Source organism: Streptomyces xanthophaeus (genome assembly GCF_030440515.1).
GTDB classification, from domain to species: Bacteria; Actinomycetota; Actinomycetes; order Streptomycetales; family Streptomycetaceae; genus Streptomyces; species Streptomyces kutzneri.
The window spans coordinates 7,399,126-7,422,563 of the sequence record NZ_CP076543.1; the positions used below are offsets into that span (position 1 = coordinate 7,399,126).

18 protein-coding genes are annotated in these 23,438 nt (G+C 73.8%); 12 read left to right on the forward strand and 6 right to left on the reverse strand.

What is annotated here, in order from left to right; translation table 11 throughout:
- Nucleotides 1–44: 44 nt before the first annotated feature.
- Nucleotides 45–1,037, reverse strand: a complete 993-nt coding sequence (locus KO717_RS33070) for a DUF4344 domain-containing metallopeptidase (RefSeq protein WP_301373125.1) — start codon at nt 1,035–1,037, stop codon at nt 45–47.
- Nucleotides 1,038–1,311: 274 nt separating this feature from the next.
- Between KO717_RS33070 and KO717_RS33075 the strand changes: the two genes are divergently transcribed.
- The 4 genes from KO717_RS33075 to KO717_RS33090 all read left to right on the forward strand — a co-directional run bounded on the left by KO717_RS33075 (nt 1,312) and on the right by KO717_RS33090 (nt 6,582).
- On the forward strand, nt 1,312–2,217 hold the full coding sequence (locus tag KO717_RS33075; RefSeq protein WP_301373126.1) for an oxygenase MpaB family protein: 906 nt from the start codon (nt 1,312–1,314) through the stop codon (nt 2,215–2,217).
- Between the two features lie 26 nt (nt 2,218–2,243).
- On the forward strand, nt 2,244–4,355 hold the full coding sequence (locus KO717_RS33080; protein WP_301373127.1) for a serine/threonine-protein kinase: 2,112 nt from the start codon (nt 2,244–2,246) through the stop codon (nt 4,353–4,355).
- Nucleotides 4,352–5,926 carry a phytoene desaturase family protein gene (locus tag KO717_RS33085; protein ID WP_301373128.1) on the forward strand — a complete coding sequence of 525 codons (1,575 nt, stop codon included), beginning with the start codon at nt 4,352–4,354 and terminating at the stop codon, nt 5,924–5,926. The genes KO717_RS33080 and KO717_RS33085 overlap by 4 nt, the downstream gene beginning before the upstream one ends.
- A 248-nt stretch (nt 5,927–6,174) precedes the next feature.
- On the forward strand, nt 6,175–6,582 hold the full coding sequence (locus KO717_RS33090) for a PPOX class F420-dependent oxidoreductase (RefSeq protein WP_301373129.1): 408 nt from the start codon (nt 6,175–6,177) through the stop codon (nt 6,580–6,582).
- 46 nt (nt 6,583–6,628) lie between these two features.
- On the opposite strand, the gene KO717_RS33095 is transcribed toward KO717_RS33090, so the two are convergent.
- Nucleotides 6,629–7,078 (reverse strand): nitroreductase family deazaflavin-dependent oxidoreductase, encoded by a 450-nt coding sequence (locus tag KO717_RS33095; RefSeq protein WP_301373130.1) that lies wholly within the window; start codon nt 7,076–7,078, stop codon nt 6,629–6,631.
- Between the two features lie 40 nt (nt 7,079–7,118).
- Nucleotides 7,119–8,327: an FAD-dependent monooxygenase gene (locus KO717_RS33100; protein ID WP_301373131.1), complete on the reverse strand. Its 1,209-nt coding sequence runs from the start codon at nt 8,325–8,327 to the stop codon at nt 7,119–7,121.
- Between the two features lie 97 nt (nt 8,328–8,424).
- Here KO717_RS33100 and KO717_RS33105 point away from each other — a divergent pair, with 97 nt between their 5' ends.
- Both KO717_RS33105 and KO717_RS33110 read left to right on the forward strand, forming a co-directional pair.
- Nucleotides 8,425–9,105: a TetR/AcrR family transcriptional regulator gene (locus tag KO717_RS33105; protein ID WP_301373132.1), complete on the forward strand. Its 681-nt coding sequence runs from the start codon at nt 8,425–8,427 to the stop codon at nt 9,103–9,105.
- A 596-nt stretch (nt 9,106–9,701) separates the two neighbouring features.
- Nucleotides 9,702–11,108 (forward strand): alpha/beta hydrolase family protein, encoded by a 1,407-nt coding sequence (locus KO717_RS33110; RefSeq protein ID WP_301373133.1) that lies wholly within the window; start codon nt 9,702–9,704, stop codon nt 11,106–11,108.
- A 16-nt stretch (nt 11,109–11,124) separates the two neighbouring features.
- On the opposite strand, the gene KO717_RS33115 is transcribed toward KO717_RS33110, so the two are convergent.
- A complete protein-coding gene (locus KO717_RS33115) occupies nt 11,125–11,874 on the reverse strand; it encodes an amidohydrolase family protein (RefSeq protein ID WP_301373134.1) in 750 nt (249 codons plus the stop codon).
- A 215-nt stretch (nt 11,875–12,089) separates the two neighbouring features.
- On the opposite strand from KO717_RS33115, the gene KO717_RS33120 reads away from it, so the two are divergent.
- Both KO717_RS33120 and KO717_RS33125 read left to right on the forward strand, forming a co-directional pair.
- Nucleotides 12,090–12,605 carry a hypothetical protein gene (locus KO717_RS33120; protein WP_301373135.1) on the forward strand — a complete coding sequence of 172 codons (516 nt, stop codon included), beginning with the start codon at nt 12,090–12,092 and terminating at the stop codon, nt 12,603–12,605.
- 9 nt (nt 12,606–12,614) lie between these two features.
- Nucleotides 12,615–12,989: a VOC family protein gene (locus tag KO717_RS33125; RefSeq protein ID WP_301373136.1), complete on the forward strand. Its 375-nt coding sequence runs from the start codon at nt 12,615–12,617 to the stop codon at nt 12,987–12,989.
- Between the two features lie 16 nt (nt 12,990–13,005).
- Here KO717_RS33125 and KO717_RS33130 read toward each other — a convergent pair whose 3' ends face one another.
- Complete coding sequence (locus tag KO717_RS33130; protein WP_301373137.1) at nt 13,006–14,904, reverse strand: serine hydrolase; 1,899 nt, start codon at nt 14,902–14,904, stop codon at nt 13,006–13,008.
- A 322-nt stretch (nt 14,905–15,226) separates the two neighbouring features.
- Here KO717_RS33130 and KO717_RS33135 point away from each other — a divergent pair, with 322 nt between their 5' ends.
- The 3 genes from KO717_RS33135 (at nt 15,227) to KO717_RS33145 (ending at nt 19,193) form a co-directional block, all read left to right on the forward strand.
- Nucleotides 15,227–16,342: a nitronate monooxygenase gene (locus KO717_RS33135; protein WP_301373138.1), complete on the forward strand. Its 1,116-nt coding sequence runs from the start codon at nt 15,227–15,229 to the stop codon at nt 16,340–16,342.
- A gap of 5 nt (nt 16,343–16,347) precedes the next feature.
- Nucleotides 16,348–17,931: an acyl-CoA synthetase gene (locus tag KO717_RS33140; protein ID WP_301373139.1), complete on the forward strand. Its 1,584-nt coding sequence runs from the start codon at nt 16,348–16,350 to the stop codon at nt 17,929–17,931.
- A gap of 158 nt (nt 17,932–18,089) precedes the next feature.
- Nucleotides 18,090–19,193: a calcium:proton antiporter gene (locus tag KO717_RS33145; RefSeq protein ID WP_301373140.1), complete on the forward strand. Its 1,104-nt coding sequence runs from the start codon at nt 18,090–18,092 to the stop codon at nt 19,191–19,193.
- 57 nt (nt 19,194–19,250) lie between these two features.
- Here the strand turns inward: KO717_RS33145 and KO717_RS33150 are convergent, their stop codons facing one another.
- The gene (locus KO717_RS33150) at nt 19,251–21,707 is read right to left on the reverse strand and encodes a penicillin acylase family protein (RefSeq protein WP_301373141.1); all 2,457 of its coding nucleotides are present in this window, start codon (nt 21,705–21,707) and stop codon (nt 19,251–19,253) included.
- Nucleotides 21,708–21,864: 157 nt separating this feature from the next.
- Between KO717_RS33150 and KO717_RS33155 the strand changes: the two genes are divergently transcribed.
- Nucleotides 21,865–23,415 carry a fatty acyl-CoA synthetase gene (locus KO717_RS33155; RefSeq protein WP_437184607.1) on the forward strand — a complete coding sequence of 517 codons (1,551 nt, stop codon included), beginning with the start codon at nt 21,865–21,867 and terminating at the stop codon, nt 23,413–23,415.
- The last annotated feature ends 23 nt before the right edge of the window (nt 23,416–23,438 follow it).

Consider the following 23,438-nt stretch of genomic DNA (forward strand, 5'->3'; position numbering starts at 1 on the left):
GGAGCAGGGGAGCAGTCCGGGCCTCCGGGCTGTCCCCGGCGGGCTCACTGGCTGGTGCGGATCTCGTCGATCCGCTTCGCCAGGGCCTCCGTCTCCGCGATCAGCCGCGCGTGCGCCTTCTTCTGCTCCCCGTCACCCTCGGCCCGGAACGCCCCGCTGAAGTGCGGCTGGAGCTGGGTCCACCAGCCGTAGTCCAGCATCGCCCACGCCTGAGGGCACAGGGGGGCGCGGGTCTTCGGGAGATAGCCGCTGTCGACCAGGGACGCCTGGTACTTCTTCGGGTCGCTGCCCTCCAGGTAGCACAGGAAGTTGAAGGCCCGCTGCTGCGTGACGGGATGGTCGCTCGACATGCCCTCCAGGGTCGGCGTGCCTTCCTTGCGGGCGATCTCGTCGAAGAGGATCGCGGCGGCCAGCGACGGGCCCGGCCCGACCTCGTTGACGGTGTAGAAGGACGCGAAGCCGTCGGCCGCGTCCTCCTCGAGGCCGAGGTTGGCCAGGAGGAACTGGCGTTGCAGGGCGTGGCCCATCTCGTGGCCGAAGATGAACTCGGTCGACAGCACGGTCAGGTCGTCGGTGTTGTACTCGGACGCGGGGAAGGGGGCAGGCCGTTCGACGGTCTTCACGACCTCGGCGAGGGCTTTCTCGATCTCGGTCAGGAACGCCGGAGGGACGAAGATCGTCCTGCCGTCGGGCTGGGTGACGGCGTCGGTGACGCCGGGCGGCACCGCCGCGGTGACCTTCACGACCATGTCGTGCGGGAGGGTGAGCGCCCTGTTCACCCAGTCGGCCGACCGCTCCAGCACACCGGATTTCCGGATCAGCGCCACGGCCTCCCGGTCCGCCGGTGCGACCGTTCGGTCCTCGTAGACGACGGTGACCCTGCCGGAGCGCACCGCCTGGGGGCGAGGCCCTGCTCCGGGCCCCTGCCCGGCGTCGCGGGCCGCGCCGACGCACCCGGTCATGACGACCCCGGCGAGGATCAGCAGGCCTGACAGGACGATGCGCGCCCTCTTCGAGCAACCGGCGGTGTTCGGCATCCCTGGTCGGCTCCCGTCACGTGTTCCTGCCCCGATCCTCCGGCCGTCCGCGGACGGATGCCCGTCGAGCAGCCCGTTCGGGGCACCGGCGGCCGATGAGCCGGGGCGCGCAGCGGACCCTGTACGGCGCAGGCGGACCCGTACCGCGCGGGCGGAGACCCCGTACTCGCCGGCCGCGGATCGTCCCACGGCGTTCGCCCACCTGGCGGCCGCCGACGGCCGCCCCGGATCGGTAGGCTGGAGCCGCCGGGCGTCTGCGACGGGGAGGTACGGGATGGGGACCACCGCGACCGGACCGCGCCCCGGCGCCGACCCGGGGCTGTTCGGCCCGTCGTCCGTCACCTGGCAGTGCCACGGCGACCCGATGATGTGGATCGCAGGGCTCCGCGCCCTCTACCTCCAGGCCCTCCACCCGCGCGCCGTCCGCGGGGTCATGGAGAACTCCGACTTCCGGTCGGACGCCTGGGGGCGGCTGCTGCGCACCGCCGACTTCGTCGGCACCCTCACCTACGGCACCACCGAGGCCGCCGAGCGCGCCGGCCTCCGCGTCCGCACGATCCACCGCAAACTCTCCGCCACCGATCCGGACACCGGCGAACGCTTTCCGGTCGACGACCCCGAGCTGCTGCTGTGGATCCACTGCGCGCAGATCGACAGCTTCCTGCACGTACTGCGCCGCTCCGGTGTCCCCCTCACCGCGGCCCAGGCCGACCGCTACGTCGACGAGAACCGCGTGGGCGCCCGGCTCGTCGGGCTCGACCCGGCCGGGGTCCCCGCCGACACCGCCGGGCTCGCCGCGTACTTCGACCGGATCCGCCCCGAACTCGCCGCCGGCCCCGATGCCCTCGCCGTGGACGACTTCCTGCGCGGCCCGCCCGTCCCTGCCCTCCTCGTGCGTGGCCGAAACCTGCTGTGGCCGCCCATCGCCGGCCTGGCGTACGGTTCCCTCCCGGGCTGGGCGCACCAGCTGTACGGGCGACCTGCACCGGCCCCGCGCAGCGTCACCCGGCGCATGCGCCTCACCGGGCGCGTACTGCGCAGCATTCCCGCAGGTCTACGCTGGCAGCTGCCTCCAGGTCACATCTTGAAAGCGATGCGTCGCATGGGCCCCGGGAGCCGCCCCTCGCCGTACACACTGCGTACATCAGCGGCCATACTGGACCGGCCGGGGAGGGCGTAGCGCGAAAACGGGGGCGGCTTTAAGACATGGCGGAGTCCAGACTGATCCAGGGCCGGTACCGGTCGCTCGATCTGATCGGGCGCGGCGGCATGGGCGAGGTATGGCGGGCCCGGGACGAATCGCTGGGCCGACAGGTCGCCGTGAAGTGCCTCAAGCCGATCGGCGCCGAGCAGGACGCCCACTTCACCCAGGTGCTCCGCGAGCGGTTCCGGCGCGAGGCGCGCGTGGCCGCGTCCCTCCAGCACCGCGGGGTCACCGTCGTCCACGACTTCGGCGACGACAGCGCCGCGGGCGGCCCGCTGTACCTCGTCATGGAACTCCTCGAAGGCCGCAACCTCAGCCAGCTCCTGGAGGACAACGACGCGCGCCCGCTCCCCGTCGACGTGGTCGTCGACATCGCCGAGCAGATGGCCGCCGCCCTCGGCTACACCCATGACCAGGGCGTCGTCCACCGTGACCTGAAGCCCGCGAACATCATGCGGCTCACCGACGGCACGGTGAAGATCTGCGACTTCGGTATCGCCCGCCTCGCCCACGACATCGGCTTCACCGCCAAGCTCACCGGCGGCGGCATGGCCATGGGCACCCCGCACTACATGTCGCCCGAGCAGATCGCGGGCGGCGAGGTCGACCACCGCAGCGACCTCTACTCCTTCGGCTGCGTCCTGTACGAGATCGCCACCGGCGCCCCGCCCTTCGACCTCGGCGACTCCTGGTCGGTGCTGGTCGGCCACCGCGACAACGCGCCCGTACCGCTGCGCGAGCACCGCCCCGAGCTGCCCGGCTACTTCGACGAGGTGGTCCTGGACCTGCTCGCCAAGCGCCCCGAGGACCGGCCCGGAGACGCCCGCCACGTGCACCGCCGGCTCGTCGAGGCACGGCTGGGACCGGGCGGGCTGCCCGGCGCCCAGGCCCCGCTCCCGCCCTGGGCGCGCGGCATGACCGCCGGCCGCAAGGCCGGGATCGACGCCCGGCCGGCGAGCGGCGAATGGGCCGTGCTCACCGGGGCCTGGACGGCCGCCCGCCCCGCGGGCGGGCCGTCGGTGCCGCGCCCGCGCGGCGCGTACCCCCCGGTCCACCCCGGCACCACCACCATCGTCCGCCCCGCGCCCGCCGAGGACCCGCGGCTCACCGCCGCGTACGGATTCCCGCGTCCCGCCGGCCCGCGGGGCAGCGGCCCCGACGCGCTCGCCGCCGGCCACGCGCGCGCGTACGCCCTCAGCCGTGCGGGCCGTCCCGAGGAGGCGCTCGCCGGGTACACCGCCGTGGCCGAGGGGCGCACGCGGGTGCTCGGCGCCGACCACGCCGACACCCTCGCGGCGCGCCAGGAGACCGCGTACGAGCTGGGCCGGCTCGGGCGCCACCAGGAGGCGCACGACGTCTACCGCGCGGTGCTCGTCGCCCGCGAGCGGACCATGGGCCCGCTCCACCCCGACACCCTGCGCTGCCGGCACAACCTGGCCTGCGCGCTCGGTGCGCTGGGCCGGTACGCGGACGCCCACGCCACCGCCGCCGGGGTCGCCGCCGACCGGGCGGCCGTCCTGGGCGCCGAGCACGCGGACACCCTGCTGACCCGCTACGAGGCGGCGTACGCGCTCGGCCGCCTGGAGCGCTGGACGGATGCCCTGGTCGCCTTCCACGAGGTCGCAGTCGTACGGGAGCGGGTGCTCGGCCGCGACCACCCCGACACCCTGGCCGCCCGCTACGAGGTCGGCATCGCGCTCGGCCGCACCGGCAACAGCCAACAGGCCCTCGACCTGTTCCGGGGCCTGGTCCGCGACCGCACCCGCGCCTACGGGGTCACCGACCCCGAGACGCTGCGCGCCCGGCACGTCCTCGGGGTCAACCTGGGCCGCCTGGAACGCTGGGCGGAAGCGGTGGCGGAGGCGCGACAGGTGGGCGCCCTGCGCGCCGAGGTGCTCGGGCCCGAGCACCCGGACACCCTGGTCAGCCGCCGGGAACTGGCCGGCGGACTGGGCCGGCTGGGCCGCTGGGACGAGGCGCTGCCCATCTACCGGGACCTCTCCGGCATCCGCGAACGGGCCCTCGGCGACGACCATCCCGACACGGTCCTGGCCCACGCCGACGAGGCACACTGTCTGGAGCGGCTCGGCCAGGTGTGCTACCAAGAGCCATGACGACCTTCGGGCGGGACGTGTACGACGACGTGATCGTGGGCGGTGGGCACAACGGTCTGGTGGCCGCCGCGTACCTGGCCCGGGCGGGCCGCTCGGTGCTGGTCCTGGAGCGGCTGGGGAACACGGGCGGGGCGGCGATCTCCAGCCGTCCCTTCGTGGGCGTCGACGCCAGACTCTCGCGCTACTCGTACCTCGTCTCCCTGCTCCCGTCGAAGATCGTGCGCGACCTGGACCTGCGGTTCGCGGTACGCCGCCGCACCATCTCCTCGTACACGCCCACGGAGCGGGGCGGGCGGCCCGGCGGACTGCTCGTCGGCGGCGGAGAGGAGCGCACCCGGGAGTCCTTCGCGCGGCTGACCGGCTCGGAGCGGGAGTACGACAGCTGGCGCGCCTTCTACGGCACCACGGGACGGGTCGCCGAGAAGGTGTTCCCGACCCTGACCGAGCCCCTGCCCACGCGGGCGGAGCTGCGGGCCCGGATCGACGACGAGGACGCCTGGCGGATGCTCTTCGAGGAGCCCCTCGGGCAGGCCGTCGAGCGGAACTTCGCCGATGACCTGGTCCGCGGGGTGGTTCTCACGGACGGGCTGATCGGCACCTTCGCCGACGCGCACGACCCCTCCCTCGCGCAGAACCGCTGCTTCCTCTACCACGTCATCGGCGGCGGGACCGGCGACTGGGACGTGCCCGTAGGCGGCATGGGTGCCCTCACGGACGCCCTCGCGGCGGCGGCGACCAAGGCCGGTGCCGAGATCGCGACCGGCCACGAGGTGCTGCGGATCGACACGGACGGGGTCGCCCCGGCCGAGGTGGTGTTCCGTACGGCGACCGGGGAGGGCCGGGTCGTCGGCCGCACGGTCCTGGTGAACGCCTCGCCGCAGGCCCTGGCCGAACTCCTCGGCGAGACCCCGCCGGAGGGCGCGGCCGCGGGTGCTGCACCCGAAGGCGCCCAGCTCAAGGTCAACATGCTGCTGCGCCGCCTGCCCCGGCTCCGGGACACCTCGGTGGACCCGAGCGAGGCTTTCGGCGGCACCTTCCACATCGCCGAGGGCTACGCCGAGCTCGCCCGGGCCTATGCGGAGGCCGCCTCAGGCGAACTGCCCTCCGTACCGCCGTCGGAGATCTACTGCCACTCGCTGACCGACCCGACGATCCTCGGCCCGGAACTGGTGGAGCAGGGTTACCAGACCCTCACCCTCTTCGGTCTGCACGCCCCCGCCCGGCTTTTCGGACACGACAACCAGCAGGCCCGCGAGGTCCTGCTGACGGCCACCCTCGCGCAGCTCGACGCACACCTGGCCGAACCGCTCACCGACTGCCTCGCCTTCGACGCGGACGGCCGCCCGTGCATCGAGGCGAAGACCCCGCTGGACCTGGAGCGCGAACTGCGGCTCCCCGGCGGCCACATCTTCCACCGGGACCTGTCCTGGCCCTACGCCGACCAGGGCGGCCGGTGGGGTGTGGAGACCGCCCACCGCAACGTCCTGCTGTGCGGGGCGGGCGCGGTCCGCGGCGGCGGCGTCAGCGGGGTCCCCGGGCACAACGCGGCGATGGCGGTACTGGGGCACTAGGCCGTCTTGCAGGCGTCCGGACTCGGCCGGACGGGTGGATCGTGCGCACCCCGTCCGCCCGCCCGGCCGGGCGCGCCGGCCCGGCCACGACCCGGAATCGGGGGCGTCCGGCGCCGCGGCGCGCGGTGCGGCGCGGGGGCGGAGGAACTTGCCCGGGACGGCAGCGGTTTTGCAGGCTGTCCGTTGCCGGTCCCCTCCGAGGCCAGTCGGCCCGGGGACGGCAGTCAGCCGAGGGAAGGAACCGCCCCGTGTCCGCCGCACTCTCCGACGACCTGAAGAAACTCATCGACGACAACCCGGTCTTCGCGACCGTGGCCACGATCCAGCCGGACGGCAGCCCGCAGCTGACGATCACCTGGCTCACCCGGGACGGCGACGACCTGCTCGTCTCCACGACGATCGGCCGCCGCAAGGAGAAGAACCTGCGCGCCGACCCGCGGATCACCGTCATGATCAACCCGGCGGACGCGCCCTACTCCTACGCCGAGGTCCGCGGCACCGCCGAACTGACCACGGAGGGCGGACAAGAGCTGATCAACGCGCTGTCGCGCAAGTACACGGGCAAGGACTACGCAGACTTCAACCCGGCCTCCAAGGACGACGCCGAGCGCGTGGTCGTCCGCGTCACCCCGCGCAAGGTCGTCGGCTCGATCTGACGTACCACGGACGGGCCGGCCGGAGGAAGCTCCGGCCGGCCCGTCGTCATCCGGTGGGTTCGATGACGACGATCGGGATCTCGCGGTCCGTCTTGGTCTGGTACTCGTCGTACGCCGGCCAGTGCCCGACCATCACCGGCCAGTACGCGGCGCGTTCCTCGGGGGTGGCGGTACGGGCCGTGCCCTGCATGATCTTCGGGCCGACCTGGATGCGGACCGTCGGGTGTGCGGAGAGGTTCCGGTACCAGAGCGGGTGCGCGGGGTCGCCGCCCTTGGACGCGACGACCAGGTAGGCGCCCTCGGCCTCGCCGTAGATCAGCGGGGTCCGCACGGGCTTGCCGGACACCCGGCCCAGGGTCGTCAGCAGGAGGGTCTGGGTGCCGTTCCAGTACTGGCCCTCGGAGCCCCCCGAGCCCACGTACTGCTTGACGTGGTCCAGCTGCCAGGTCCCCTCCTTGGGGTCGCTCGGGTTGTCCCAGTCGATGTCGGTCGTCATGTGACTCCGCCTGCCTTCGCGTCGAAACAGTCAGCGAACCTCACCAACGAGCGGCAACGCCCGCGGGCACGGTGTCCATTCCGTCCGGGAGCGCGAATCCGTCGAACAGCGCAGTCATCGCCCGGCTCGCGGCCCGGGCCGGGGTGGCGCGGACGGCGAGGTCGCGGACGGCCACGGCGAGGGGGTGGCTGAGGGCGGCGACCCGGCCCGCCCGGCGGGCGCGGACGCGGATGGCGTCGGTGCGCGCGCAGCGGGCCGCGCTGTAGGCGGCGAGGGCGGCCGGGACACCGCCGGTGCCGGTGGACGCCAGCAGATGGCCGAGGACCGCGGCGTCCTCGACGGCCTGGCAGCCGCCCTGGCCCAGGTTGGGGGTCATGGCGTGGGCGGCGTCGCCGAGCCAGGCCAGGCGCCCCTGGTGGAAGCGGGGGAGCGGGGCGGCCAGGTCGTACAGGTCGTGCTGGAGCACGGCCGCAGGGTCGATCCGCTCCAGCAGGGTCGGAATCGGGTCGTGCCAGGTGCCGTAGCGGCGCAGGAGTTCGGCGCGCACGTCGGCGGGACGGTGGCCGGCGCGGACGACGGCGGTGGCGTACAGGTAGATCCGGCCGTCGGCGAGCGGGACCACGCCGAAGCGCTCGCCGCGGCCCCAGGTCTCGGCGGTCACCGTCCCGGCGGGGCTCGCGGCGGCGGGCAGGACCGTGCGCCAGGCGGTCTCCCCGCTGTGGTGGAGGCCGGGGTGGTCGGGGAAGTACTGGCGGCGCAGCGGGCTGTGGATGCCGTCGGCGGCGATGACGAGGTCGGCGCCTTCGAGGTCGCCGGCGTCGGTGCGGACCACCGGGGAGCCGTCGGCGTCGTCCACCGAGGTGACGGCGACGCCGTAGCGGATCGCCGTGGCGGGGAGGGCGGCGGCCAGGGCGTCGGCCAGCGCCGAGCGGTGCAGGGCGAGCGGCGGGCCGCCGAAGCGGGCGGCCAGTGCGGCGGTGTCGGCGCGGCTGAGCCAGCGGCCGTCCGGGCGGCGCAGGCCCATCGCGGCGGGGACGGCGCGGCCCGCGGCGCGGGTGACGTCGAAGCCGATGGTGTCGAAGGCGCGCAGGGCGTTGGGGGCGAGCACGATTCCGGCGCCTGCCGCGGTCGGCCCGGCCGCCCGCTCGCACACGGTGACCCGCCAGCCGTGGCGGTGCAGGGCCACGGCCGCGGTGAGCCCGCCGATCCCCGCGCCTGCCACGACCGCGTGACGCTGAACTGCCGTCATGACGAGTCCCCCGCTTCCTCTTCCTCGTACTTCCCCGGCCGGATCCTCTACAACTGTAGAGTTCGATGCGGTCACTCTACAGCTGTAGAGTGGGGCGATGTCCACCCCTCGCAAGAGCCCGCCCGCGGCGGATCGCAGAACGCTGATCGCCGACACCGCGATCGACCTCGTCGCCGCCGCCGGGCTCCGGGGCCTGACCCACCGCGCGGTCGACGGTGCGGCGGAGCTGCCGGCCGGGAGCACCTCGTACTACTTCCGTACGAGGACGGCGCTGATCGGGGCCTGCTACCAGCGGCTGGCCGAGCTGGACCTGGGCGATGTCGGTGACCTCGGTGACCTCGCCGGCCTGGGCGACCTCGGCGGCCTCGACGGTGTCGGCGGCGCTCCCGTGTCCGAGGGGCCGCCCGCGCCCCCGATGGCGGCCCGGGAGACGGCCGCGGCCGCGCTGGCCGGGCTGCTGCACCGCTGGCTGACGGTGGGCCGCGCGCGCCAGCTGGCCCGCTTCGAGCTCAGCCTCGAAGCGGCCCGCAATCCCGAACTGGAGGCGGATTTCCACCGGGCGGGTCTGGGGGCCCGGGCCCGCGCCTCGGGCATCCTCGGCGCCCTCGGCGCGCAGCGTCCCGAGGAGGCCGCGGAACTGCTGGTCGCCTGGACGGACGGGCTCCTCTACGACCGGCTGGCCGGTGCCCTCGCCCGCTCCCGCCCGGCCCCCGACCTCGCCGAACTGACCTCCGTCACCCGGCGGATGCTCGACGCGGTCCTCGCCCACCCGGCCTGACCGAAGGGTGCTGGGGGCCTTCGGGCCGTCGCGCCGCGCCGCCGTACGAAGCCGTGGTGGGCACCTGCGCAGTGGGGGAGGGGCAGGTGCCCACGGGGGCGGCCGCGGGCCGCTCGCCGGTTCGGCCGCCGCTTTTCAGCGTAGAACGTTCCGGGCCGGGAGGGCATGGCGAGCCCGGCGCCGGGGTCCTGCCGGGGTGTGACCGGGCTCCGGCCGGGGTCCGGCCGGGGTCCGACGGGCGTCCGGCCGAAGCCGGGTCCGGGGTCGGGAACCTCCCGGGGTGGTTGACCGTTCATCTATGCGTGGGTGCGGTGAAGGGGCTGATGTCCCCCGCCCCTCCCGATACGCCCCGGCCGGCCTCCCCCCGGCCTGCCGGGGCCCGCCCCGATCGGCCTCCCCCCCCGGCCGGTCGGGGCCCACGTCCCCCGACCGGCGCAAGGCGGGCGGCGTCCCGAAGTCCGCGCCGACAGGCCGGGACGTAAGCCCGCGACCTGCCAGTTCGCGGCCCGGTCGGGGACCGGGCCGGACGCCCGGCACCGTCCGCGCCGGACGGGACGGGAGGTCGCCGCACCGCGCCCGGGCTACGTTCCGATGGCATGAACCGCATATCCGGTGACCGGCACCCCGGCCCCACCCGTCGTGCCCTGCTCACCGCCGGGGCGGGTGCCGCCCTCGTGGCGGGCTGTACCCGCGGCGGCGCCCCCGGCGCTCCGGCGGCGGCGACCAGCAGCGGCTCCGCCCCACCCACCGCTGCAGCGGGCGGCCTCACCCCGGGCGCCATGACCCTGTTCAAGGACCCGGCATACAACTTCAACGGACTCCTCGCGCTCGGTGCCTCGGGCGCCGGCGCCGCCGAGGTCGGCGAGGTCCTCACGGCGGTGAACGCGATCAACGGCGCCGGCGTGACCGCGCAGACGTACGTGCGGACCTTCCGCGCACTCGGCGACCAGCTCCTGGAGGCACCCCCGGGTGCCCCGGCCGACGCCCGGACCAAGCGGTTCCGGGCCCTGCGCGCCGCCCAGTACTACGGTCAGGCGCTGTTCTTCGTCCTCGGCTCGGACGACCCCGGCAGCGAGGAACAGCTGTACAAGGCGGGGCGCGGGGCCTGGGACACCTTCTGCGGCCTGTGCGAGCCCGCCCCGGTGAAGGCGAACGTGCCCTACGGTGCCACGCCGCTGCCGGTGTGGTTCTTCCGCCCCGACACCTCCGGCACCCTGCGCCCCACGGTGATCCTGACCAACGGCAGCGACGGCCAGAACGTGGACATGTGGACCTACGGGGTCCCCGCCGCGCTGGACCGGGGCTGGAACGCGCTCGTCTACGACGGGCCGGGCCAGGGGCAGCTGCTCTTCGTGGACCAGGTGGTCTTCACGCCCACCTGGGAGAAGGTCGTCACGCCCCTCGTCGACTGGCTGTCGGCCCGCTCCGACGTGGACCCGGACAAGATCGCCCTGACCGGTCTGAGCATGGCGGGGGACCTCGCCCCGAGGGCGGCGGCCTTCGAGACCCGGATCGCCGCGCTGGTGGCCATGCCGGGCTGCGTGGAGCCGTGGCTGGGGTTCCCGCCCGAGATCCGGAAGATCCTCACCCCCGACAAGCAGGAGACGAACGACATCTGGAACAAGGAGGTCGTCCCCGAACTGCCTCCGGACGCCGCCGACGTGATGAAGAAGCGCTTCGAGCCGTTCTCCGTCCCCGCCATGCTCGAAGCCCGTCAGGGAAAGCTGTTCACCGACTTCTACACCCCCGCCACCCGGATCCAGGCGTTGACCATCACCGATGTCGTCGGCCGGATCAAGGCACCCACCCTGGTGCTGGACTACGAGGGCGAGCAGTTCTACCCCGGCCAGCCGCGCCGCATGTACGACGCGCTCACCTCGCCCAAGGACTACCTGAAACTGACGGCGGCCCAGGGCGCACAGCTGCACTGTTCCCCCATGGCCCCGCAGCTGCACTGCGAGGTCGTCTTCGACTGGCTCCAGAAGACGCTCCTGGACCGCTGACGGAGGACCCGCGGTCTCACACGCGGTAGAACGCGGCGGCGTTGTCGTGGAACACGGCGGCGGCGTGCGGCCCGGCCGCTTCCGCCAGCAGGTCGAGATCGGCGTCGGCGAAGGGACGCCGCGCCCGGGTCGAGGGGAGGTCCGATCCCGCCATCAGGGCGGTCGGGTCGACGCCGAGCACGGCGCGGACGGTCTCGCGCACATCGAGCTCGACCCGGCCGAACCCCGTGGCCTTGACCTTCACCCCGCGCTCGACCAGCGCCAGCAGGTGGGGAAGTCCGTCGCGATGCAGGTCCAGGTGGTCGATGCCGACCGCGGGGAGGGCGGCCAGCGTTTCGGCGACGGCAGGCAGGTCGCGGGCGTCGACATACAGCTCGGTGTGCAGGCCGGCCACCGCGAAGACCCGTCGGGCGAGCCGGTCGAGGTGCGTGAGGCCTGCCGATCCGCCGCGCCGGAGGTTGAACCGCACACCGCGCACGCGTCGTTCGGCGAGCTCGGCGATCCGCCGGTCCGGGAGGTCGTGCGGGATCTGGGTGACCCCGACATAGCCGGGGCCCAACCGGTCGAGGGCGTCGAGCAGAAACCCCTGGTCGAAGCGCTGGAACGAGCCGGACACCACCGCCCCGCCCACCAGTCCCAGGCCCTGGGTGCGGGCGCGGTACTGCTCGACCGTGAACTCCCCGGGCAGGAAGCCGTCGTTCTCGAACAGCGGGAAGCGCGGATCGACGATGTGGAAATGGGCGTCGAAGAAGGGCTGTCGGGGCACCGGGCTGCTCCTGTCGGTCGCGTCGCTCGTGTCTCGCGCGTCGGTCGTACCGGACCGATACTCCACCCGCGGAGCGCGGCCGTCGTGGATCGCGCGCGCCCCCGCGGTCCGGGCGGGCCGGAAACCCGTGGCCGGGGCCGTCCCGGCTCTGCATGATGGGGGCGTCGCCGCCCGGCGGCCTCGATCCCGATCACCTGATGCGGAGCAGCGGTGCCATGGCGACCATCGCGGTGACGGGCCATGCGAACCTCACCGGGGCGAGCCTTCCCCTGGTCGCAGACGCTCTCGTCCCGCTGCTCTCCCGGTACCCGGCCGCGGAGCTCACCGGAATGTCCTGCCTGGCCGCCGGCGCGGACACGGTCTTCGCGGATGCCGTTCTCGCGCTGGGCGGGCGGCTGGTGGCCGTTCTCCCCTCGGCCGACTACCGTGCGCGCATGCCGGAGGGACCGCACGCCGTCGCGTTCGACCGCCTCCTGCGGGCAGCCGCCGAGGTGAAGGTCATGCCGTACCGGAGGGCGGGTGCGCCCGCCTATGCCGCCGCCAACCGGCTGCTGCTCGGCCGGGCCGAGCTCCTGGTCGCGGTCTGGGACGGAGGGCCGGGCGGCAGGCAGGGCGGGACCGCCGACGCCGTGGCGACGGCCCGCGCGCAGGGGATGCCGGTGGAGGTCGTGTGGCCGGCGGGCGCCGCCCGGCAGCCCCTGATCAGGCCCGGTCGGCAGGACACGGCCTAGGATTCGATCATGATCGCTGAACTGCAGTGCGTAGTCCTGGACTGTCCCGACCCGCGGTCGCTCGCCGAGTTCTACCGGTCCCTGCTGGGCGGGAACGTCAACCAGCCGGACCGGCGCTGGTCGCTCGACGAGACCTGGGCGACGCTCCACACCCCGTCGGGTCCGGTCCTCGCCTTCCAGCAGGCCCTGGACCACGTGCCGCCGCGTTGGCCCGACCCCACCCGGCCGCAGCAGTTCCACCTGGACCTCGGCGTCCCGGACCTGGACCGGGCGCAGGAGGAAGTGCTGGCGGCCGGCGGGACGCTGCTCGACGGCTCGGACGGGCGCGGCTGGCGCGTGTACGCCGACCCGGCGGGGCATCCCTTCTGTCTCGTCCGGCACTGAGCGGGTCTCTTGCCGGTCAGTCCGCCGACCGGGTCCAGCCGATGGCCTCGATGCGGTCGGCGTCGGCGGGGCGGTCCTCCGCGAAGAGCAGGCGGCCCGGTTCCGCCACGCGGACCACGTCCACATAGGCCCCGCGTCCTACGTAGCGGCCGGTCGCGGTGTGGCGGAAGCGCAGCCGTACCTCCCGTCCCGCCCAGGTGGCCGTGAGGGGGGCTTCGAGACGGTGCCAGATGCGGCCCGACCAGCCGCTCACGGAGCCCCGCGGCCACTGCTCGGGTGCGCCGCCGGTGGACCGCAGCGTGCTGAAGGGCAGCGCCTCCCAGTGCTCCCCGTCGGCGGAGGCCTCCAGGTGCAGGGCGCCCTCGCCGGGCACGGTGTCCCACCACACGGCGCAGCGCAGCCGGGCGGCGGCCGTGGCCGGGCGGAGCGGCGGCAGGGTGAGGGTGCCCGAGGCGCCCGCCTGGATGCCGGAGAACCAGGCCGCACCGCCGTGCCGGGTGCGGACCGGGACGGCGCGTGCGAAGCGGTTGCCGACCGCGACCCGTGGCGCGCTGCCGGCCCGCCAGGTCCGCACGGGGTGGACGGAGTTGCCGAGCAGGATCAGGAACGAGTCGGTGGAGGGGTCGAGGACCAGGGAGGTGCCGGTGAAGCCGGTGTGCCCGGCGGAGTGCGGGGTGGCCATCGCGCCCATGTACCAGTGCTGGTAGAGCTCGAAGCCGAGACCGTGGTCGTCCCCGGGGAAGGCCGTGTTGTAGTCGGTGAAGAGCAGCTCGACGGAGGCGGGGCGCAGGATGCGCCTGCCCGCGTAGACCCCGCCGTCGAGGAGGGCGCGGGCGAGGACGGCCAGATCCCAGGCGGTGCCGAAGACCCCTGCGTGGCCCGCGACGCCGCCGAGCGCGTAGGCGTTCTCGTCGTGGACCTCGCCCCACACCAGCCCGCGGTCCAGGCCGGACCAGGGCGGGCGCTGCACCTCGGTGGCGGCGGTGGCCCGGCGCCAGGAGAGCGGTGGGTTGTAACGAGTGCGGTGCATCCCGAGCGGAGCGGTGATCTCGTCGCGGAGCAGGACGTCCAGAGTGCGACCGGTGATCCGTTCCAGCAGCAGCTGCAGTGTGATGAGGTTGAGGTCGGAATACCGGTAGACGGTCCCGGGGGTCTCCTGGGGCCGCACCGACCACAGCAGCCTCAGCCGCCCCTCCCGCGTGGCCTCCTGGTAGAAGGGCGCCCAGGAGCGCAACCCCGAGGTGTGCGTGAGCAGCTGACGGACCGTGACGATCTCCTTGCCGCCGCCGGTGAACTCCGGCAGGTACCGGCACACCGGAGCCTCCAGTTCCAGGCGCCCGCGTTCCATTTGCTGCACCGCCAGGACGGAGGTGAACAGTTTGGTCAGCGAAGCCAGGTCGAAGACGGTGTCCTCGGCCATCGCGATCCGTTCGGCCGCCGGGAACTCCCGGACCCGGTCGGTCCGCCCGTCATAGTCCGCGTACCGCACCGCGTATCCCATGGCGCGGTGCAGGGCGATGGTGCGGCCCCGGCCGGCGAGGACCACCGCCCCCGCGTAGTAGGGGTGTTCGGGGGCGGGACCCAGGAAGCGCCGGGCCTCGTCCGCCACCCCCTCCAGGTGCTTCTCCAGCAATCCGGCCTGGCGGGCGGACCCGTACCGCAGCCGCAGGCCCTGGAGCGCACGCCGCTCGGCCGGGCCGCCGGCGGCGCCCGCGGAGCCTGCGGAGCCGGGGAGTGCGGCGTGCAGGACGAGCACCCCGCCCAGCGCGAGCAGCCGCGCCCCGAGCCGCCGCCGCGTCAACGGGCCACCGGCTGCTCCGGGCGGGCCTCCTGACTTCCCGGGCCCGCCCGTCGCGGCCTGTGGGGGCCGCGCATCTGCGCCCGCCACGCCGAAAGCCCCCGTGCGTACTGTCATGTCCGCCCTCCTGTCCGCCGTCCACCTGCGGCGCCGTCTCCCAGGGCTCCGCCGCCCCGGACCCCGCGCCTCGAACTCCCCCGGCTACCGCTGGGAGGTGTCTCCCGGCGGGGCTGGGACGGACCCGGCCTGCCGGGCGCGCGCCGCCGGCGAACCGGCGCCGGGTCTCCCGGGTCCGTCGAGCGCGCCGCGGGCGATCCGCACGCTAACGGGTATCTGCCCGCCCACCGGGCACCCTCCGCACCGACCGGCCCGTAAAGAATCTGACACTGCATCAGAAAAACTCTTCCCTCGGCCGCCGGGCTGCGGCATCCTGCCGCCCATGGAGACGGAGCTGAGCAAGAAACTGGGAGTCGAGCACGCCATCTTCGGCTTCACGCCCTTCCCGGCGGTCGCCGCTGCCATCACCCGGGCGGGCGGTTTCGGGGTACTCGGCGCGGTCCGCTACACGGCCCCCGACGACCTGAAACGCGACCTCGACTGGATGCAGGCGCACACCGACGGCAAGCCCTACGGCCTCGACGTCGTCATGCCCGCCAAGAAGGCCGTCGACGGCATCAGCGAGGCCGACATCGAGGCGATGATCCCGGCCGCGCACCGCGCCTTCGTCCGCGACACCCTCGCCAAGCACCACGTGCCCGAGCTCGCCGAGGGCGAGGCCTCCGGCTGGCGGATCACCGGCTGGATGGAGCAGGTCGCCCGGAGCCAGCTCGACGTCGCCTTCGACTACCCCATCAAACTCCTGGCGAACGCCCTCGGTTCCCCGCCCGCCGACGTCATCGCGCGCGCCCACGACCACGGCGTCCTCGTCGCCGCCCTCGCCGGCAGCGCCAAGCACGCCCGCCGCCACGCCGAAGCCGGCATCGACATCGTCGTCGCCCAGGGCTACGAGGCCGGCGGCCACACCGGCGACATCGCCACCATGGTCCTGGTCCCCGAGATCGTCGAGGCCGTCGCCCCCCTCCCGGTCCTCGCCGCCGGCGGCATCGGCAGCGGCGAGCAGATCGCCGCCGGCCTCGCCCTCGGCGCCCAGGGCGCCTGGCTCGGCTCGCTCTGGCTCACCACCAGCGAGGCCGACCTCCACTCGCGCGCCCTCACCGCGAAACTGCTCGCCGCCGGCTCCGGCGACACCGTCCGCTCCCGGGCCCTCACCGGCAAACCCGCCCGCCAGCTGCGCACCGAATGGACCGACGCCTGGGACGACCCGGCGGGCCCCGGCGCCCTCCCCATGCCGCTCCAGGGCCTGCTCGTCGCCGAAGCCGTCTCCCGGATCCAGAAGTACGAGATCCAGCCGTTGCTCGGCACCCCCGTCGGCCAGATCGTCGGCCGGATGACCGAGGAGCGCAGCGTCCAGGCCGTCTTCGACGACCTCACCAGCGGCTTCGAGCGGGCGATCGACCGCATCAACCGCATCGCCGGCCGAGTCCGAGAGGCGTGAGTGACATGACAGCGACGACGTCCACCACCCCTGCCGCCGACCGGCAGCCGCCCAACGGCTTCTGGGCCCAGGCCGCCGCCGATCCCGGGCGGGCCGTCCTGGTGACCCCCGAGGGCGAGGAATGGAGCGCCGGCCGGCTGCACGCCGACGTCAACCGCCTCGTCCACGGCCTGCGCGCCGCCGGCCTGGAGAAGGGCGACGTCTTCGCCGTCGTCCTCCCCAACGGCGTCGAGTTCCTCACGGCCTACCTGGCCGCCTCCCAGGCGGGCTTCTACCTCGTCCCCGTCAACCACCACCTCGTCGGCCCCGAGATCGCCTGGATCGTCTCCGACTCCGGAGCCAAGGTCCTCATCGCCCACGAGCGCTTCGCCGAGGCCGCCACCGCCGCCGCCGACGAGGCCGGCCTTCCCGCGAGCCACCGCTACGCCGTCGGAGCGGTCGCGGGCTTCCGGCCGTACGCACAGCTCCTCGACGGGCAGCCCGCCACCGCCCCCGAGGGCCGCACGCTGGGCTGGGTCATGAACTACACCTCCGGGACCACCGGCCGCCCGCGCGGCATCCGCCGCCCGCTGCCCGGCAAGCTCCCGGAGGAGACGTACCTGGGCGGCTTCCTCGGGATCTTCGGCATCCGGCCCTTCGACGGCAACGTCCACCTGGTCTGCTCGCCGCTCTACCACACCGCCGTCCTCCAATTCGCCGGCGCCGCCCTGCACATCGGGCACCCGCTGGTGCTGATGGACAAGTGGACCCCGCAGGAGATGCTCCGTCTGATCGACGTCCACGCCTGCACGCACACCCACATGGTGCCGACCCAGTTCCACCGGCTCCTCGCCCTGCCGCAGGAGACGAAGGACGCGTACGACGTCTCCTCGATGCGGCACGCCATCCACGGCGCCGCACCCTGCCCCGACCACGTCAAGCGGGCGATGATCGACTGGTGGGGCAGCTGCGTGGAGGAGTACTACGCGGCCAGCGAGGGCGGCGGCGCCTTCGCGACCGCCGAGGACTGGCTGAAGAAGCCGGGAACCGTGGGCAAGGCCTGGCCGATCAGCGAACTCGCCATCTTCGACGACGACGGCAACCGGCTGCCCGCCGGGGAACTGGGCACCGTCTACCTCAAGATGAACACCGGCGGCTTCAGCTACCACAAGGACGAGGGCAAGACGAGGAAGAACCGGATCGGCGACTTCTTCACCGTCGGCGATCTGGGGCTGATGGACGAGGAGGGCTACCTCTTCCTCCGCGACCGCAAGATCGACATGATCATCTCGGGCGGGGTCAACATCTACCCGGCCGAGATCGAATCCGCCCTGCTCACCCACCCGGCCGTCGCGGACGCCGCCGCCTTCGGCATCCCGCACGCCGACTGGGGCGAGCAGGTCAAGGCGGTCGTCGAACCGGCCGAGGGCTTCGTCGCGGGCGACGCCCTGGCCGCGGAGATCCTGCACCACTGCGAGCGGCAGCTCGCCGGCTACAAGCGCCCCAAGACGGTCGACTTCATCGAGACGATGCCCCGCGACCCGAACGGCAAGCTCTACAAGCGGCGGCTGCGCGACCCGTACTGGGAGGGGCACGCCCGGCCGCTGTGACGCCGACAGCCCGGCCGCTGTGACGCCGGCTGCCGGGCCGCTCCGGCCGCGCATCCCGCGCCCGCCACGCCGCGCGACGCCGTGAGAAAAGCCACGTCAAGGCCCCGGAGGCGCGCCTTGCGCCGCACTGACGGGACACTTCTGGCAACTTGGCTGATATGAGTACGACTGCGCGCAGATCTCCCCTGACCGACTGGACCGTGGTGGTCCCCGTGGTGGCGCTGGTCGCGCTCGTCTTCAGCTGGGGGCGGGACCTACCCGGTTTCGCGGTGGCGCTCGTCGCGCTCTGCCTCGCGGGCGCGGTGCTGGCGGCCGTCCACCACGCCGAGGTCGTCGCCCACCGGGTCGGGGAGCCCTTCGGCTCCCTCGTCCTCGCCGTGGCGGTCACCGTGATCGAAGTGGCGCTCATCGTCACCCTGATGGCCGACGGCGGCGACAAGACCGCCTCCCTGGCCCGGGACACGGTCTTCGCCGCCGTCATGATCACCTGCAACGGCATCGTCGGCATCTCGCTGCTGGTCGGCGCCCTGCGCAACCGGGTCGCCGTGTTCAACCCCGAGGGATCCGGCGCGGCCCTCGCCACCGTCGCGACCCTGGCCACCCTCAGCCTGGTCCTGCCGACCTTCACCACCAGCAAGCCGGGCCCGGAGTTCTCCACCGCGCAGCTCACCTTCGCCGCCGTTGCCTCGCTCGCCCTGTACGGGCTCTTCGTGGCCGTCCAGACGGTCCGTCACCGCAGCTACTTCCTGCCCGTGGACACCGGACAGGGTCCCGGCGGCGGAGAGGACCACGCGGAGCCGCCCACCGCCCGCGCCGCCCTCATCAGCCTCGCCCTGCTGCTGGTCGCGCTCGTCGCCGTGGTCGGCGACGCCAAGGCCGTCTCCCCGACCATCGAGCGGGCCGTCGCGGCCGCCGGCCTGCCCCAGGCGGTCGTCGGCGTGATCATCGCCCTGCTCGTCCTGCTCCCCGAGACCCTCGCCGCCGTCCGGGCCGCCCGCCGCGACCGCGTGCAGACCAGTCTCAACCTCGCCTACGGATCCGCCATCGCCAGCATCGGCCTGACCATCCCGGCGATCGCCCTCGCCTCGATCTGGCTCTCGGGCCCGCTCCTGCTCGGCCTGGGCCCGATCCACATGGTGCTGCTCGCCCTGACCATCGTGGTCAGCGCCCTCACCATCGTCCCGGGGCGGGCCACACTGCTCCAGGGAGGTGTGCACATCGTGCTGCTGGCCGCGTACCTCTTCCTGGCCGTCAGCCCGTGAGAGACCGGGGCCAGGGCCGGGGCCGGGAAGGGGCACGCAGGGGCAAGCAGGGGGTGATCACCGTCGTTCGCGCACCAGGACCACCTTCAGTTTCGGCGACGTGAGGATGTCCCGCTCACAGAAACGTGCCGTGACCCAGCGCTCCGCGGAGTACATCCCGGTCTGGTCGGCGTAGTACGGCGAGAGCGGGTTCGAGGACTGGCTGTACGTCAGCAGGGTGCGCGCCACCGGACAGCGGCCGCCGTCCCAGCCGACCGCCTGGATGTGGCTGGATCCGTGCGTGACCTCCGGGTAGCCGCCGGCCGCCGCGTTCCACGGCGCCTCGGTCTTGTTCCAGACGCCGAGTGCCTCCGTACCGCCGCCCACCGGCAGCTTGCGGCCGCCCCGGACCACGAACTGGTGCTCACCCAGCGGGGCGTCCAGCGCGATCCCGGCCGCCTTGAGCTCCGCCACCGCGTCCGCGAGCGCCCGCCCGATGCCGGGCGCCGTCCGGTCGAGCGTCCGGGGCGTGCGTACGGGGTCGGCCGCCGAGAACGGCACCAGCCACAGGTCCTTGGCCGGGGTCGAGGCCGTCAGCCTGCGCCAGAACCGGTCGAAGAGCAGCGCGCCGCGGCTGGCGCTGTCGGTCGTACGGTCCCAGCCCGCCAGCACCCCGCAGGCCGCCGAGACGTCCACGGCACCGCCGTCGCTCGCCTTCGCCGTCCCGCCCGGCAGGGCGGCGCACGCCTTCGCCGCGTCCGCCGCCGCCAGATCACCGGCCGGCACCCGGTTCGCGAACTGCTGCTTCTGCAGGTCGGCCACGGTCAGCCGGCCCCCCGCGGCCATCGCGGCCACGTCCTCGACCGCGCCACGCGTGCGCAGCGAGCGCGGGGTGGCGACGCTGCCCCAGACCCGCTCGTAGCCCGTCAGCGGCCGGTCGGCGTTGGCCAGCCAGGCGCTGTCGTTGGAATTCTCGGCGTACGGGGCATCCCGGAGCGTCGGCGCCTTCCCCGGGCCGAAGACGCCCGGCTGCACCGCGTCCGGATCCGAGCCGATCGCGCAGTCACCGCGCGAACCGTCCAGCACCGCCAGCCCCGAGGCCGGGTACGTGGCCCGGCCCAGCGGGGTGGAGCAGCGGGCCGCCAGCTCGTCGGTGATCCGGGGGAGCACCTGGGTCTGGGTGAAGAGGGTGCCGCCCGCGGAGTCGGCGGCCACGGTGTTGACCCAGGGCAGGCCCTGGGTGCGCGCGAGGGCGTCCTGGACCCCGGCCACCGAGCGGGCCCTGCCCATCGCGAGGGCGGTGTCGGAGCCGCGCAGGTTCACGGCGTTCGGGTCGTTCAGCGCGTACGCCGTCTGCGCGGTCCACGGCAGGGGAAGGCCCGGGCCGAGGTCCGAGACCACCGGTCCGTAGCGGGTCCACCACTGGGTGCGGGTGACCGGGGTGCCGCCCGCCACGGGGACGGTGACGGTCCGCCGGATCATCCGTTCCGGCGTGCCGTCGACGAGGTAGGCGGTCGGGTCGGCCGGGTCCAGGGCGAGCTGGTGCAGGTTCACGGGGGTGCCGGTGGCGACCGTGTGGCTCCAGGCCACCTTCTCGTTGAAGCCGATGTTGACCACGGCGGTGCCGAGCAAGGAGGCGCCCGAGACGTTCAGCTCGCCCGGGATGGTCTGCTGGAACTGCCAGAACCGGCGCCCGCCGTGCCACGGGTAGTGCGGGTTGCCGAGGAGCAGGCCGCGGCCGCTCGCCGTGGCGGAGCCGGCGAAGGCCACCGCGTTGGAGCCCATGTCGTAGCGGCCGGTGTCGAAGAACGCCCGCGCGGCCTCGGCGGCGGCCGCCGGGTCGGCCGCCGGGTCGGCGGCCTGCGGGCGCGCCGTGGGGCCGGTCGGGGAGCCCGCTGCGCCCGGGGGCTGCGCGCCCGTGATGCCGTCGATGCCGCGGCCCTGGCCGCCGAGGACCGAGACCGCGAAGGCGCGGGCGGCCACATCGGCCGAGGTGACCGGGCGGACCCAGCCGGCGCCCTTGCACGCCGGGTCGGTGACCTTGTTCTGGGCCAGCCAGGCGTTGTACCCGGCGGCCCAGCCGCGCATCAGCTCCTTGAGGTCCTTGCCGGGACCGGCCGGGGCGGGGGTCGCCAGCAGCTTCTCCACCGTGCCGGACTCCCGCACCCCCTTGAAGTACAGGTCGCTGGAGAGGTTCTTCGTGGCCGAGGAGAGCGAGAAGTCGGGCGCCGCGTCCGGGCCGAACCAGCGCGAACGCTCACCGGCGACGGTCACGAACCCGTCCGCGAGGACACAGACCTGGTCGGCGGCCTGGGCCCAGCCGGTACCGAAGCCGAGCCGCGGGTAATCGGGGGCGAGGATGTGCGGGATGCCGTTCTCGGTGTACCGGATGACGGCGGACAGACCGCCGCCGGCGACGCTCCGGTCGTCGGGCGCCGTGGCCGCCGAGGCCTGGGGCACGGCGGCCGTCGCGGCCAGCAGGGCGGCGCCGGTGAGGGCGACGCGGCGGAGTATCGGACGAGTGCTGAGATGCAACAGTCCTCCCAAGTAGCCTGTGGATGGGCGTGGTTACCCGTTGGACAGGCGGTACGTCCGTGCCCCCTCACTCATTCAGCCCGTCCGACGATCTGTCAACATCCCGTTTGGTATCCGGTTATTGACCTTGGGCGTACGGGAGGACGAGGATCGCGCCATGACGGCAGACCGGGCGGTGCGGGCAGTGCGGGCAGTGCGAGCGGTGCGGGACAACACGGTCGACGGACTGGTGCACGACAGCGCGCGGCGGGTCCCCGACCGCCCGGCCGTGCGCTACCGCGAGCGCAGCTGGACGTACGCGGAACTCGACGCGGCCGTCACCACCGGCGCCGCCGTGCTGCGGGAGCGGTACGGGCTGGCGGCCGGGGACAGGGTCGCCACCTTCGCCCACAACTCGGACGCCTACCTCCTGGCGTTCCTCGCCTGCGCCCGCGCCGGGATCACCCACGTCCCGGTCAACCAGAACCTCACCGGCGAGGACCTCGCGTACATCCTGGACAACTCCGCGAGCGCCCTGGTCCTCGCCGATCCCGACCTGGCCGGGCGGATCCCCGAGGCGTACCCGGTACGGGCGCTGCGCGATGCCCCCGGCTCCTTCCTGGCGGAGCTGGCCGAGCCGCTGCCCTTTGAACCCGATCGGGATCCGGCCACGCTGGCGCAGCTCCTCTACACCTCGGGGACCACCGCCCTGCCCAAGGGCGCGATGATGACCCACCGGGCCCTCGCCCACGAGTACGAGAGCGCGATCGAGGCACTGGACCTGGACGGGGAGGACCGGCCCGTTCACTCGCTGCCGCTCTACCACTCGGCGCAGATGCACGTCTTCCTGCTGCCGTACCTGGCGGTGGGGGCGCGGAACACGATCGTGGACGCACCGGTCGCGGAGCAGATCTTCGACCTGGTCGAGGCAGGGGAGGCGGACAGCCTCTTCGCCCCGCCGACGGTGTGGATCGGCCTGTCCCATCACCCGGATTTCGCGGTGCGTGAGCTGGGCGGGCTGCGGAAGGCGTACTACGGGGCCTCGATCATGCCGGTCCCGGTCCTGGAACGCCTGCGTGAGCGGCTGCCGGGGCTCGGCTTCTACAACTGCTTCGGACAGAGCGAGATCGGCCCGCTGGCCACGGTGCTCGGACCGCTGGAGCACGAGGGGCGGATGGACTCCTGCGGGCGGCCGGTGCGCCACGTGGAGGCGAAGGTCGTCGACGAGGACGGCAAGGACGTGCCGGACGGAACGGCGGGCGAGGTGGTCTACCGCTCGCCCCAGCTGTGCCTGGGGTACTGGGACGACCCGGCGGCCACGGAGAAGGCCTTCCGGGACGGCTGGTTCCGCTCGGGCGACCTCGCGGTGCGCGACGCGCAGGGGTACTTCACGGTCGTGGACCGGGTGAAGGACGTCATCAACTCGGGCCGGGTGCTGGTCGCCTCACGGCAGGTGGAGGACGTGCTCTACACCCACCCGGGTGTGGCCGAGGCGGCGGTGGTGGGGCTGCCCGACGAGCGATGGATCGAGGCGGTCACCGCGGTGGTGGTGCCGCGCGGAGCGGCGGGGGAGGTGACGGAGGCGGAGCTGATGGCCTACGCGAGGGAGAAGCTCGCCCACTTCAAGGCCCCGAAGCGGGTGCTCTTCGTGGACTCCCTCCCGCGCAACGCCAGCGGCAAGATCCTCAAGCGGGAACTGCGCGACCGCTTCGCCGAGCCCGGCCGCTGACGGCCGGCCCCTGATGCCCCGCC